Source organism: Pseudomonas sp. B21128 (assembly GCF_044218865.1).
GTDB classification, from domain to species: Bacteria; Pseudomonadota; Gammaproteobacteria; order Pseudomonadales; family Pseudomonadaceae; genus Aquipseudomonas; species Aquipseudomonas iridis.
The window spans coordinates 5,529,910-5,542,474 of record NZ_CP162590.1 but is presented as its reverse complement, the minus strand read 5'-3'; the positions used below and the strand labels follow the sequence as shown (position 1 = coordinate 5,542,474).

Annotated in this window: 12 protein-coding genes; all 12 read left to right on the top strand. The window is 59.4% G+C overall.

Going from position 1 to position 12,565, the window contains the following annotated elements; all coding sequences use genetic code 11:
• The first annotated feature begins 34 nt into the window (after window positions 1–34).
• The 12 genes from AB4P91_RS25030 (at window position 35) to fliI (ending at window position 12,565) form a co-directional block, all read left to right on the top strand.
• The gene (locus tag AB4P91_RS25030; RefSeq protein ID WP_150594261.1) at window positions 35–391 is read left to right on the top strand and encodes a flagellar protein FlaG; all 357 of its coding nucleotides are present in this window, start codon (window positions 35–37) and stop codon (window positions 389–391) included.
• Between the two features lie 82 nt (window positions 392–473).
• Window positions 474–1,937, top strand: a complete 1,464-nt coding sequence (fliD, locus tag AB4P91_RS25025) for a flagellar filament capping protein FliD (protein ID WP_395603913.1) — start codon at window positions 474–476, stop codon at window positions 1,935–1,937.
• Window positions 1,938–2,067: 130 nt separating this feature from the next.
• A complete protein-coding gene (fliS, locus tag AB4P91_RS25020) occupies window positions 2,068–2,463 on the top strand; it encodes a flagellar export chaperone FliS (protein WP_150594259.1) in 396 nt (131 codons plus the stop codon).
• Window positions 2,464–2,473: 10 nt separating this feature from the next.
• Window positions 2,474–2,770: a hypothetical protein gene (locus AB4P91_RS25015; protein WP_042558214.1), complete on the top strand. Its 297-nt coding sequence runs from the start codon at window positions 2,474–2,476 to the stop codon at window positions 2,768–2,770.
• 172 nt (window positions 2,771–2,942) lie between these two features.
• Complete coding sequence (locus AB4P91_RS25010) at window positions 2,943–4,418, top strand: sigma-54 dependent transcriptional regulator (RefSeq protein ID WP_150594258.1); 1,476 nt, start codon at window positions 2,943–2,945, stop codon at window positions 4,416–4,418.
• A 110-nt stretch (window positions 4,419–4,528) separates the two neighbouring features.
• A complete protein-coding gene (locus tag AB4P91_RS25005; RefSeq protein ID WP_150594257.1) occupies window positions 4,529–5,737 on the top strand; it encodes a PAS domain-containing sensor histidine kinase in 1,209 nt (402 codons plus the stop codon).
• A 5-nt stretch (window positions 5,738–5,742) separates the two neighbouring features.
• Window positions 5,743–7,134: a sigma-54-dependent response regulator transcription factor FleR gene (gene fleR / locus AB4P91_RS25000; protein ID WP_395603912.1), complete on the top strand. Its 1,392-nt coding sequence runs from the start codon at window positions 5,743–5,745 to the stop codon at window positions 7,132–7,134.
• 127 nt (window positions 7,135–7,261) lie between these two features.
• Window positions 7,262–7,591, top strand: a complete 330-nt coding sequence (gene fliE / locus AB4P91_RS24995) for a flagellar hook-basal body complex protein FliE (RefSeq protein WP_042558218.1) — start codon at window positions 7,262–7,264, stop codon at window positions 7,589–7,591.
• Window positions 7,592–7,606: 15 nt separating this feature from the next.
• Window positions 7,607–9,394 (top strand): flagellar basal-body MS-ring/collar protein FliF, encoded by a 1,788-nt coding sequence (gene fliF, locus AB4P91_RS24990; RefSeq protein WP_395603911.1) that lies wholly within the window; start codon window positions 7,607–7,609, stop codon window positions 9,392–9,394.
• Window positions 9,387–10,406 carry a flagellar motor switch protein FliG gene (fliG, locus tag AB4P91_RS24985; protein ID WP_016984305.1) on the top strand — a complete coding sequence of 340 codons (1,020 nt, stop codon included), beginning with the start codon at window positions 9,387–9,389 and terminating at the stop codon, window positions 10,404–10,406. The genes fliF and fliG overlap by 8 nt, the downstream gene beginning before the upstream one ends.
• A gap of 4 nt (window positions 10,407–10,410) precedes the next feature.
• Entirely contained in the window at window positions 10,411–11,217 is an 807-nt protein-coding gene (fliH, locus tag AB4P91_RS24980) for a flagellar assembly protein FliH (protein ID WP_150687863.1), read from the top strand.
• The gene (gene fliI / locus AB4P91_RS24975) at window positions 11,207–12,565 is read left to right on the top strand and encodes a flagellar protein export ATPase FliI (RefSeq protein ID WP_042558221.1); all 1,359 of its coding nucleotides are present in this window, start codon (window positions 11,207–11,209) and stop codon (window positions 12,563–12,565) included. The genes fliH and fliI overlap by 11 nt, the downstream gene beginning before the upstream one ends.

The window sequence follows — 12,565 nt, the reverse complement described above, 5'->3', positions numbered from 1 at the left end:
CTCTCTCGCCTTTTTACGTTAGGAGGTGATGAGCATGGACATGAGCGTGAAGCTTAACCTGTCTTATCCGGCTCCCAAGCCAGTAACGCCGGTTGCTGACAAACCGTCAGAGAGGCCTGAAGTTACCAAGGCTGAAGCTCCGGTCGCTGCCAAGAGTCAGGATACGGACGATGCCAAGTTGAAACTGGCAGTGCAGGAGATCGAAAAGTTTGTTCAATCGATCAAGCGCAATCTGGAGTTCTCCATCGATGAGCATTCCGGGAAGGTCATCGTCAAGGTGATCGCAAGCGAGACGGGTGAAATCGTTCGACAGATTCCCTCCGCAGAAGCCCTCAAGCTGGCAGACAGCCTCGCCAACGCAAGTCACGTGTTGTTCGACGCCAAGGCCTGATAGCTGGCATGAATAATGTTTGTACGTTCTCAAGATGCGTGTAGCGGTCAAAAGAATGGCAACAATCTGAAGGGAGATGCACATGGCAAGTCCAATTCTACCGGGTTCCGGACTGGGTTCCGGCCTGGACATCGGGGCGATCGTTACTGCGCTGGTCAACGCCGACAAGGCGCCGAAGCAGACGCAAATCGATACCGCGACCAAAGCCAACACACTGAAGATTTCCGGTATCGGTTCGTTGAAGAGCGCGCTGACCGCGTTCCAGACGGCAATGACCAATCTGGGCAGCAAGACCAATCCAGCGTTTGCCGGCTTCACCGCGACTTCGGCCAATACCGCCGTTTTGAACGCCACCGCCGATAGCACCGCGGTTTCGGGTAATTACAGTGTTGTCGTGAATCAGCTGGCCACCGGCTCGAAAGTCGCCAGTGCCTCTTTTGCCGGCGGCGCCGCCAGTGCCATTCCGACTGGTACCCTGAAAATCAGTCAAAATGGCACTGATTACAATGTGGACATCCCGGCCAATGCCACCTTGCAGAGCACCCGTGACGCCATCAACAAGGCTCAGGGCGCCAACGGCATCTCCGCCAACATTGTGACCGACAGCACCGGTGCTTCGCGCCTGGTGATCAGTTCGAACAAGACCGGCGAAGGTTCCGACCTCACCGTCAGCGGTATTGCCGGTCTGGAAATTGATGGCACCAAGCCGTTGGGGACTAGTCCTGCGGCAGGTGCTGCGGGCGCCGTCAACGGCGTTGCACAAGATGCCAAGCTGACCATCGACGGTCTTCAGGTCAGCAGCAAGAGCAATACGGTGACCGGTGCAATCAGTGGTCTGACGCTGAATCTGACAACGGTCAGCGCTGGCGCGCCAGCGGCGGGCACCCCGACTGTTATCGGCGTGGATGCCAACACCAAGGGTCTGCAGGCCTCGATTCAGTCGTTTGTCGACGCTTACAACACGTTGAAAACTACCATCGACACCTTGTCCAAGGCGACGCCGGACGAAGATGGCAAGCTGACCGTACAAGCGGCTTTCACTGGCGATGCGATGCCGCGTTCGCTGATTGCCAGCGTTCGTGCCGAGTTGACGGCGCCGGGTGCTGGTGGACCGCTGGCCGTGCTGTCCCAGCTGGGTGTGATGACCGACCGCAACACCGGTAACCTGACGTTTGATACCAACGCGTTCACCAAAACCATGGCCCAGCCAGGCATGACTGGCGAGGTTCAACAATTGTTCTCCGGCACCGACGACACCAATGGTCTGTTGGCGCGTATGAGCAAAGCGGTGGATCCGTACCTCAAGCCGCCAGCGGACGATAAGCTCGGCACCGGTTTGCTTGATCAGCGCATGGCGATTCTCACCAAGAACACGCGCAACCTGACCAACCAGCAACTGGCGCTGGACTTGCGTGTCGCCAACCTGACCAAGGTGTTGACTGCCAAGTACAATGCCATGGACCTGCTGGTAGGGCAGATGAAGGCCACAGCCAGCAACATCACGTCATTCTTTAGTACGCTGAACGCTCAGCAATCCGCGAAGTAACAGGCAAGCACGACAAAAACCCGGCTACGCTTTATCGGCGTGTGCCGGGTTTTTGTCTTATTGATCTAAAGTTCTGTGACTCGTTGGCGATACACTGGTTATACGAGTCATTGTGGCAATGAGGTAGAACATGAACCCAATGTTAGCCCTTCGGCAATATCAGAAAGTCGGCGCGCATGCGCAGACGTCCGAAGCGAGTCCGCACCGTCTGGTGCAAATGCTGATGGAAGGCGGCCTGGAGCGCATCGCTCAGGCCAAAGGCGCCATCGAGCGCAAGGACATTTCTGCCAAATGCACGGCCATCAGCAAGGCCGTTGGCATTATCGGCGGCTTGTGTGAAGGCCTGGATCTGGAAAACAGTGCCGATTCGGTGGGTGAGCTCAACCAGCTTTACATCTACATGATGAAGCGACTTGCCGAAGCCAACGTCAAGAGTGATCCGCAGATTCTCGACGAAGTTGCCGGCCTGCTGCGCACCGTAAAAGAAGGCTGGGACGGCATCGCTCCATCAGGCCCCCAGTTCTAAGGAGATCACCATGAGTCTTGTATTGCAGCGAATTGCCGATACCCGTGAAGCATTGGTCAGTGCCTTGGCCGAGCGCAATTGGGAAGCCATTGGTGAGTTGGATCTGGCTTGCCGTTCCTGCATGGAAGACGTCTTGAGTGAGGCTTCGATGGACGAGGTCGCGTTGCGCGATAACCTTGAGGAGTTGCTCCATGTCTACAAGGAGCTTCTTGAAGTGGCCATGGGGGAGCGGCAGGCGATAGCCAACGAGATGTCGCAGATCACCCAAGCGCAGAAGGCGGCAAAGGTTTACCATCTGTTTGGCTAATTAACCTCCAGTTAATCCAGGCATGTGCGCCATAAATTTGACTGTGCACGGTTTTTTGACTTAACTAGTGGCTGTTTTCAGATTTCAGGCGTCTACAGGCACATGGTGTCCTGCAAGCGTGTCGCTTGCCCCATTTTTCGGGCATTGAGTTGACTAGGGAAGTTGCTATTGCATGTGGCGTGAAACCAAAATTCTGCTGATCGATGACGATAGCGTTCGCCGCCGCGACCTGGCGGTGATTCTAAATTTTCTCGGCGAAGAAAATTTACCCTGCGGCAGCCATGACTGGCAGCAGGCAGTCGGCTCTTTGTCGTCTAGTCGTGAGGTCATTTGCGTACTGATCGGGACTGTAAATGCTCCTGGCGCGCTTTTGGGCTTGCTAAAGACACTCTCAACCTGGGATGAGTTCCTTCCGGTTTTGTTAATGGGCGATAATTCTTCCATCGACTTGCCTGAAGACCAGCGTCGCCGAGTGCTTTCGACCCTCGAAATGCCGCCCAGCTACAGCAAATTGCTTGACTCCCTGCACCGTGCCCAGGTCTATCGCGAGATGTACGACCAGGCCCGCGAGCGTGGCCGTCATCGCGAACCCAATCTGTTTCGCAGCCTCGTCGGCACCAGCCGGGCAATTCAGCACGTGCGTCAGATGATGCAGCAAGTGGCCGACACCGATGCCAGCGTGCTGATCCTCGGCGAGTCGGGCACCGGCAAGGAAGTGGTCGCGCGCAACCTGCATTACCACTCCAAGCGCCGCGACGGGCCATTCGTACCCGTCAACTGCGGGGCGATCCCGGCCGAATTGCTGGAAAGTGAACTGTTCGGCCATGAGAAGGGGGCCTTCACGGGCGCCATCACCAGCCGAGCCGGCCGTTTTGAGCTGGCCAACGGCGGTACGCTGTTCCTCGACGAAATTGGCGACATGCCGCTGCCGATGCAGGTCAAACTGCTGCGCGTGCTGCAAGAGCGCACCTTCGAGCGCGTGGGTAGCAACAAGACCCAGAGTGTCGACGTGCGCATCATCGCCGCGACCCACAAGAATCTTGAAAGCATGATCGAGATCGGCACATTCCGCGAAGATCTCTACTACCGCTTGAACGTGTTCCCGATCGAGATGGCGCCGCTGCGCGAGCGTGTCGAAGACATCCCGCTGCTGATGAACGAACTGATCTCGCGCATGGAACACGAAAAGCGCGGTTCGATCCGTTTCAACTCGGCGGCAATCATGTCGCTGTGCCGTCACGGCTGGCCGGGCAACGTCCGCGAACTGGCCAACCTGGTGGAGCGCATGGCGATCATGCATCCGTACGGGGTGATCGGCGTGGTCGAATTGCCGAAGAAATTCCGCTACGTCGACGACGAAGACGAGCAATTGGTCGACAGCTTGCGCAGCGATCTCGAAGAGCGCGTCGCAATCAACGGTCATACGCCGGACTTCACCGCCAACGCCATGTTGCCGCCGGAAGGCCTGGACCTGAAGGACTACCTCGGTGGTCTGGAGCAGGGCCTGATTCAGCAGGCGCTGGATGATGCCAACGGTATTGTGGCGCGCGCGGCGGAGCGCTTGCGCATTCGTCGTACCACGCTGGTGGAGAAGATGCGCAAGTACGGCATGAGCCGGCGCGACGGTGACGAACAGGCGGATGATTGACGCCTGTTTTTCAACTGATTCATTTATAAGCAGTTTTTTTTAGGCACGGGTATTGCTACATCCCTCGCAACGTTCCGTTTAACTGACGGTCAGCCAAGCGAGAGAGCACAATGCCCCAAGCCGCCCAGATCTCTGCCTCCAATCCCGAGGGGCAACCTTCGTCCGTAGAGCAGGCAGGCCGCCAGGGTCTTGAGCAGGCTTTCGAGCTGTTCAGTCAGATGTCGAGCCAACTGACCGACTCCTACAGCATGCTTGAAGCGCGGGTCACCGAGCTCAAGGGTGAACTGGCCGTGGTCAGTGCCCAGCGCATGCAGGAGCTGGCGGAAAAAGAACGTCTGGCTAACCGTCTGCAAAACCTCCTTGATCTGTTGCCCGGTGGCGTCATCGTGATTGATGGTCATGGCATCGTGCGCGAAGCCAATCCTGCCGCCATCGACTTGCTCGGTCTGCCGCTGGAGGGCGAGTTGTGGCGCCATGTCATTGCTCGCTGCTTCGCCCCGCGTGAAGACGACGGTCACGAAATCTCCTTGAAAAACGGTCGGCGCCTGTCGATTGCCACGCGTTCGCTGGATGCCGAGCCTGGGCAATTGGTGTTGCTCAACGACCTGACAGAAACCCGACATCTGCAGGATCAACTGGCGCGCCACGAACGCCTGTCCTCGCTGGGGCGAATGGTGGCCTCGCTGGCTCATCAGATCCGCACGCCCTTGTCCGCCGCTTTGCTCTACGCCAGTCATTTGACTGAGCAGCAGTTGCCGGTCGCCACTCAGCAACGTTTTGCCGGGCGTCTTAAAGAGCGCCTGCACGAGCTGGAGCATCAGGTGCGCGACATGCTGGTGTTCGCTCGCGGCGAATTGCCGCTGACGGATCGCCTCACCCCCAATGCCTTGATGCAGGCGCTGCAAGCTGCGGCCCTGACCCATGTACAGGATCTGCCGATTCGCTGGCAGTGCGACAGCCATGCCGGCGAGTTGCTGTGCAACCGTGACACGCTGGTCGGGGCGCTTTTGAACCTGATCGAAAACGCGATTCAGGCCAGCGCCGGCGAGGTGCGCCTGAAAGTGCATTGCTACACCCGCGACAACACCCTGCGTCTGTGCATCAGCGATTCCGGTAGCGGGATCGAACCTGCGGTGCTGGCGCGACTCGGCGAGCCATTTTTCACCACGAAGGTCACCGGCACTGGCTTGGGCCTGACCGTGGTCAAGGCGGTGGCGCGAGCCCATCAGGGAGAATTGCAGCTGCGCTCGCGAGTCGGGCGCGGCACGTGCGCGCAGGTGATCCTGCCGCTGTTTTGCGCTGTCCACGGAGCTGAGTAAAAGACATGGGCATCAAGGTGTTGCTGGTTGAGGATGACCGTTCGTTGCGCGAGGCGCTGGCTGATACGTTGCTGTTGGCCGGCCATGATTTTCACGCGGTCGGCAGCGCTGAAGAAGCGTTGACGGCGGTGGCGCGCGAAGCGTTCAGTCTGGTGATCAGTGACGTCAACATGCCCGGTATGGATGGTCATCAATTGCTCTCGCTGCTGCGAGTGCGTCAGCCGCAATTGCCAGTGTTGTTGATGACTGCCCACGGCGCCGTTGAGCGTGCCGTCGATGCAATGCGCCAGGGTGCTGCGGATTATCTGGTCAAGCCGTTCGAGCCCAAAGCCTTGCTCGATCTGGTGTCGCGACATGCGCTTGGCAGCGTCGGTGCAACTGACGTCGAAGGCCCGATTGCGGTCGAGCCGGCCAGTGCCCAGCTTCTGGAGCTGTCGGCACGAGTGGCCCGCAGTGATTCCACGGTGCTGATCTCCGGTGAGTCCGGTACTGGCAAGGAAGTGCTGGCGCGCTACATTCACCAGCAATCCCATCGCGCCGCTCAACCGTTCATCGCAATCAATTGCGCCGCGATCCCCGACAACATGCTCGAAGCCACACTGTTCGGTCACGAAAAAGGCTCGTTCACCGGCGCCATCGCTGCGCAGCCGGGCAAGTTTGAGCAGGCGGATGGTGGCACCATTCTGCTCGACGAAATTTCCGAAATGCCTCTCGGCCTGCAAGCCAAGCTGCTGCGAGTGTTGCAAGAGCGTGAAGTCGAACGGGTCGGCGGGCGCAAGCCCATTACCCTTGATATCCGTGTGGTCGCCACGACCAACCGTGATCTGGCCGCAGAAGTGGCGGCAGGGCGCTTCCGTGAAGATCTTTTCTACCGTCTGTCGGTTTTCCCCCTGGCGTGGCGTCCACTTCGCGAGCGCACTGCCGATATCTTGCCGCTGGCTGAGCGGTTGCTGACAAAACACGTCAATAAAATGAAGCATGCAGCAGCGAAACTTTCGCCAGAGGCGCAAGCGTGCCTGACCGCGTACCCGTGGCCCGGCAACGTGCGTGAGCTGGATAACGCCATTCAGCGTGCGTTGATCCTGCAGCAGGGTGGCGTGATTCAGCCGCAGGATTTCTGCCTGGCCGGGCCGGTGATGTTTGCTGCATTGCCTGTGTCAGTGCCCACCCCTGCGATCATCCGTGAAGTCGAAATCGAAGCTGATTCGGCCGGTGCCTTGGGCGATGACCTGCGCCGCCGGGAGTTTCAGATGATCATCGACACCTTGCGCAGCGAGCGCGGCCGACGCAAGGAAGCCGCGGAAAAGCTCGGTATCAGCCCGCGCACCCTGCGTTACAAGCTGGCGCAAATGCGCGATGCCGGGATGGACGTCGAAGGTTATCTGTTCGCCACTTGATCGCTGGCGCAATGTTTGAAAACGCTTTTCTGAAAGGGCCGGCCATGAGCTGGCACCCTTGTTGCTAATACCTGTGTACCCGCCGAGTGAGTGTCAAAAAATTGCGGGCCGCCCAAGAGAGTAGACCATGAGCCAAGGTATTGAATTCAATCGATTGATGATGGACATGAAGGCTATGAAAATAGACGCCATGTCTGCGCCGAAATCGACTGCCGCTGTCCCTGAATTGGCGGGCAGCAGCTTTTCCGACATGCTCGGTCAGGCGATCAACAAAGTCAGCAATACCCAGCAGGCGTCGACTCAGTTGGCCAACGCCTTTGAAGTGGGCAAGAGCGGCGTCGATCTGACGGACGTGATGATCGCTTCGCAAAAAGCCAGCGTGTCGTTCCAGGCTCTGACCCAGGTGCGTAATAAACTGGTTCAGGCCTATCAAGACATCATGCAGATGCCGGTATAAGGACGAGATTGAGTCATGGCAGAAGCAGTCGCCGATAACGTTCCGGCCAAGGCCACCCCGATAGACGGCAAACCGCCGTTGTTCGGCCTGTCCTTCCTGGAAAACCTCTCCGAGATGACCATGCTGCGTCAGGTGGGCCTGTTGGTCGGCCTGGCTGCGAGCGTGGCGATTGGCTTTGCCGTGGTGCTGTGGTCGCAGCAGCCGGATTACCGTCCGTTGTATGGCAGCCTTGCCGGCCTGGACGCCAAGCAGGTCATGGAAACCCTGGCCGCCGCCGACATCCCTTACAACGTCGAACCGAGCTCCGGTGCCTTGCTGGTCAAGGCCGATGACTTGTCCCGTGCGCGGCTCAAGCTCGCCGCCGCTGGTGTCACTCCCAGCGACGGCAACATCGGTTATGAAATCCTCGACAAGGAACAGGGTCTGGGTACCAGCCAGTTCATGGAAGCGACCCGTTATCGTCGGGGCCTCGAAGGTGAACTGGCGCGAACCATTTCCAGCCTGAACAACGTCAAGGGTGCCCGCGTGCACCTGGCAATTCCGAAGAGTTCGGTATTCGTGCGCGATGAGCGCAAGCCCAGTGCTTCGGTTCTGGTCGAGCTGTATTCCGGTCGTTCGCTCGAGCCGGGTCAGGTAGTGGCGATCATCAATCTGGTGGCGACTTCCGTTCCCGAGTTGAGCAAATCGCAGATCACCGTCGTCGACCAGAAGGGCAACCTGCTCTCTGATCAGGCGGAAAACTCCGAGATGACCATGGCCGGCAAGCAGTTCGATTACAGCCGCCGCATGGAAAGCATGCTGACCCAGCGCGTCCACAACATTCTGCAACCGGTGCTGGGCAACGATCGCTACAAGGCTGAGGTTTCGGCCGATATCGATTTCAACGCCGTCGAGTCGACTGCCGAGCAGTTCAACCCGGACCAACCGGCGTTGCGCAGCGAGCAGTCGGTCAGCGAGCAACGCACCGCCAGCAATGGCCCGCAAGGTGTGCCGGGTGCCTTGAGCAACCAGCCACCGTCGCCGGCTTCGGCACCGCAAACCACTGCGGGTGCAGCCGCTCCGGCCGCCATGGTGCAGCCAGGTCAGCCATTGGTTGACGCCAACGGCCAGCAGATCATGGACCCGGCCACCGGCCAGCCGATGCTCGCGCCGTACCCGGCAGACAAGCGTCAACAATCCACCAAGAACTTCGAACTCGATCGTTCCATCAGCCACACCAAGCAGCAGCAGGGTCGCCTGAATCGCCTGTCGGTGTCGGTGGTGGTCGACGATCAGGTCAAGGTCAACGCGGCCAACGGTGAAACCACCCGCGCGCCGTGGACCGCCGATGAACTGGGCCGCTTTACACGTCTGGTGCAGGACGCGGTCGGCTTTGATGCCAGCCGTGGCGACAGCGTCAGCGTGATCAACATGCCGTTCTCCGCCGAGCGCGGTGAAGTGTTTGCCGAAATTCCGTTCTACTCCCAACCTTGGTTCTGGGACATCGTCAAACAAGTGCTGGGTGTATTGTTCATCCTGGTGCTGGTGTTTGGTGTGCTGCGTCCGGTGCTTAACAACATCACCGGCGGCGGCAAAGGCAAGGAGCTGGCCAATTTGGGCAGCGACGTGGAACTCGGAGGCATGGGCGGCCTGGACGGCGAACTGTCCAACGACCGCGTGAGCCTCGGTGGTCCGCAGAGCATTCTGTTGCCGAGCCCGAGTGAGGGTTATGACGCGCAACTGAATGCAATCAAGAGCCTGGTGGCTGAAGATCCGGGCCGTGTGGCTCAGGTCGTGAAAGAGTGGATTAACGCAGATGAGTGATAACCGAGCCGCAACCCTCAAGCTGACCAAGGTCGACAAAGCGGCGATTCTGCTGCTGTCCCTGGGTTCGACCGATGCTGCGCAAGTGCTGCGCCACATGGGCCCTAAAGAGGTTCAGCGTGTGGGTGTGGCCATGGCCCAAATGGGCAACGTCCATCGTGAGCAGGTCGAACAGGTCATGAGCGAGTTCGTCGACATCGTCGGCGATCAGACCAGCCTGGGCGTCGGTTCCGACGACTACGTGCGCAAAATGCTCACCCAGGCATTGGGCGAAGACAAGGCCAACGGCCTGATCGACCGCATCCTGCTCGGTGGCAACACCAGCGGTCTCGACAGCCTGAAATGGATGGAGCCGCGCGCTGTTGCCGACGTGATCCGTTACGAACACCCGCAGATTCAAGCGATCGTGGTCGCCTACCTTGACCCGGATCAGGCGGGTGAAGTACTCGGCAACTTCGACCACAAGGTGCGTCTGGACATCATCCTGCGCGTCTCGTCGTTGAACACCGTGCAACCGGCGGCATTGAAAGAGCTCAACCAGATTCTCGAGAAGCAGTTCTCCGGCAACTCGAATGCCTCGCGCACCACCCTGGGTGGCATCAAGCGTGCGGCCGACATCATGAACTTCCTCGACAGCTCGATCGAAGGCCAGCTCATGGACTCGATCCGCGAAGTCGACGAAGACCTGTCCGGTCAGATCGAAGACCTCATGTTCGTGTTCAACAACCTCGCCGATGTCGACGACCGCGGGATCCAGGCGCTGCTGCGCGAAGTGTCCTCCGACGTGCTGGTCCTGGCCCTCAAGGGGTCGGACGAAGGCGTCAAGGAGAAGATCTTCAAGAACATGTCCAAACGTGCCGCCGAACTGTTGCGCGACGACCTCGAGGCCAAAGGCCCGGTGCGCGTCAGCGACGTCGAAACTGCGCAGAAGGAAATCCTCACCATCGCCCGCCGTATGGCCGAAGCCGGAGAAATCGTGCTCGGTGGCAAGGGCGGCGAGGAAATGATCTAAGCCCATGGACAAGCACGACGACGATGTGACGGATCTGATCCGTGCCCGCGATGTCCGCGGTTTCGAGTCCTGGGCGATGCCCAGCTTCGATCCGCCAAAACCGGAACCCGAGCCTGAGCCCGAGCCCGAACCGCCGGAAATGGAAGAAGTGCCGCTGGAAGAAGTTCAGCCACTGACCCTGGAAGAACTCGAAAGCATCCGCCAGGAGGCTTATAACGAAGGCTTCGCGACCGGCGAAAAAGAAGGTTTTCACAGCACCACTTTGAAGGTGCGCCAAGAGGCTGAAGTCGCCTTGGCGGCGAAACTCGCCAGCCTTGAGCAATTGATGGCAAACCTGTTCGAGCCCATCGCCGAACAAGACACACAGATCGAAAAATCGTTGGTTGATCTCGTTCAGCACATCACCAAACAGGTGATCAAACGCGAACTGTCCATCGATTCGAGCCAGATCGAACACGTCATGCGCGACGCCCTTAAGCTGTTGCCGCTGGGTGTCGATAATGTCCGCCTGTTCGTCAATCCGCAGGACTTCGAACAGGCCAAAGCCCTGCGCGAACGTCACGAAGAAACCTGGCGCATTGTCGAGGATGAAGCGCTGATGCCGGGCGGTTGCCGGGTTGAAACCGCTCACAGCCGCATTGATGCAAGCATTGAATCGCGTGTGACGCAGGTGATGGGCAAACTGTTCGATCAGCTGCATGAACAGGCCTTGCACCCGGCGGCGGCGGACTTGACTCTGGACATTGCCGAAGACGTCAAACCGGCTGCCGTGACTGACGAGCCGCTCGCGGACGCCGACGATGCGCCTTGAACGCACCAGTTTCGCCAAGCGCCTGAGCACGTACGCCGAGGCCACTGAAATTGCCGGGGCGCCGATTCTTGAAGGTCGGCTGCTGCGCATGGTCGGCCTCACGCTGGAAGCCGAAGGCCTGCGCGCCGCCATGGGCACGCGCTGCCTGGTGATCAACGACGACAGCTACCATCCTTCGCAGGTGGAAGCAGAGGTCATGGGCTTCTCCGGCAGCAAAGTCTTTCTGATGCCGGTTGGCAGCGTCGCCGGTATTGCCCCGGGCGCCCGCGTGGTGCCTTTGGCCGATACCGGTCGCCTGCCGATGGGCATGAGCATGCTCGGTCGTGTGCTCGATGGCGCCGGTCGTGCGCTGGACGGCAAGGGCGGCATGAAAGCCGAAGACTGGGTGCCGATGGATGGCCCGACGATCAATCCGCTCAACCGTGACCCGATCAGCGAACCGCTGGACGTCGGCATCCGTTGCATCAACGGTTTGCTGACGGTCGGTCGTGGCCAGCGTCTGGGTCTGTTCGCCGGTACCGGTGTCGGTAAATCGGTATTGCTGGGCATGATGACCCGTTTCACCGAAGCCGACATTATCGTCGTCGGCCTGATCGGTGAGCGGGGTCGGGAAGTGAAAGAATTCATCGAGCACAGCCTGGGTGAAGAAGGCCTCCAGCGTTCGGTGGTGGTGGCCTCGCCTGCGGACGACGCACCCTTGATGCGTTTGCGCGCGGCGATGTACTGCACACGTATCGCCGAGTATTTTCGCGACAAGGGCAAGAACGTCTTGTTGCTGATGGATTCGCTGACCCGTTTCGCCCAGGCCCAGCGGGAAATCGCCTTGGCCATCGGCGAACCGCCAGCGACCAAGGGTTATCCGCCGTCGGTATTCGCCAAGCTGCCGAAACTGGTGGAGCGTGCCGGTAATGCCGAGAAGGGCGGGGGTTCGATTACCGCGTTTTACACCGTGTTATCCGAAGGCGATGACCAGCAAGACCCGATTGCCGACTCGGCGCGGGGCGTGCTCGACGGTCATATCGTGCTGTCGCGGCGTCTGGCCGAGGAAGGGCACTACCCGGCCATCGATATCGAAGCGTCGATCAGCCGGGTAATGCCGGCGGTGGTCTCGGCGGAGCACATGCAGCGCGCGCAATATTTCAAGCAGCTGTGGTCGCGTTATCAGCAGAGTCGCGACTTGATCAGCGTCGGTGCCTATGTCGCCGGTGGCGACCGCGAGACCGACCTGGCAATTTCCCTGCAAGCGCAGTTGGTCAGGTACCAGCGGCAGGGCCTGAACGACAAAATCAACATGGGCGAAAGCCAGGCGTATCTCGAAACCCTGTTCGCCCCCGCGGCGGGCGGGTAA

Coding starts and splice junctions, on each gene's coding strand:
- fliI (WP_042558221.1), top strand. CDS start 11,207: ATGCGCCTTGAACGCACCAGTTTCGCCAAGCGCCTGAGCACGTACGCC.
- fliG (WP_016984305.1), top strand. CDS start 9,387: ATGAGTGATAACCGAGCCGCAACCCTCAAGCTGACCAAGGTCGACAAA.
- fliH (WP_150687863.1), top strand. CDS start 10,411: ATGGACAAGCACGACGACGATGTGACGGATCTGATCCGTGCCCGCGAT.
- AB4P91_RS25010 (WP_150594258.1), top strand. CDS start 2,943: ATGTGGCGTGAAACCAAAATTCTGCTGATCGATGACGATAGCGTTCGC.
- AB4P91_RS25005 (WP_150594257.1), top strand. CDS start 4,529: ATGCCCCAAGCCGCCCAGATCTCTGCCTCCAATCCCGAGGGGCAACCT.
- fleR (WP_395603912.1), top strand. CDS start 5,743: ATGGGCATCAAGGTGTTGCTGGTTGAGGATGACCGTTCGTTGCGCGAG.
- AB4P91_RS25015 (WP_042558214.1), top strand. CDS start 2,474: ATGAGTCTTGTATTGCAGCGAATTGCCGATACCCGTGAAGCATTGGTC.
- fliD (WP_395603913.1), top strand. CDS start 474: ATGGCAAGTCCAATTCTACCGGGTTCCGGACTGGGTTCCGGCCTGGAC.
- fliE (WP_042558218.1), top strand. CDS start 7,262: ATGAGCCAAGGTATTGAATTCAATCGATTGATGATGGACATGAAGGCT.
- AB4P91_RS25030 (WP_150594261.1), top strand. CDS start 35: ATGGACATGAGCGTGAAGCTTAACCTGTCTTATCCGGCTCCCAAGCCA.
- fliF (WP_395603911.1), top strand. CDS start 7,607: ATGGCAGAAGCAGTCGCCGATAACGTTCCGGCCAAGGCCACCCCGATA.
- fliS (WP_150594259.1), top strand. CDS start 2,068: ATGAACCCAATGTTAGCCCTTCGGCAATATCAGAAAGTCGGCGCGCAT.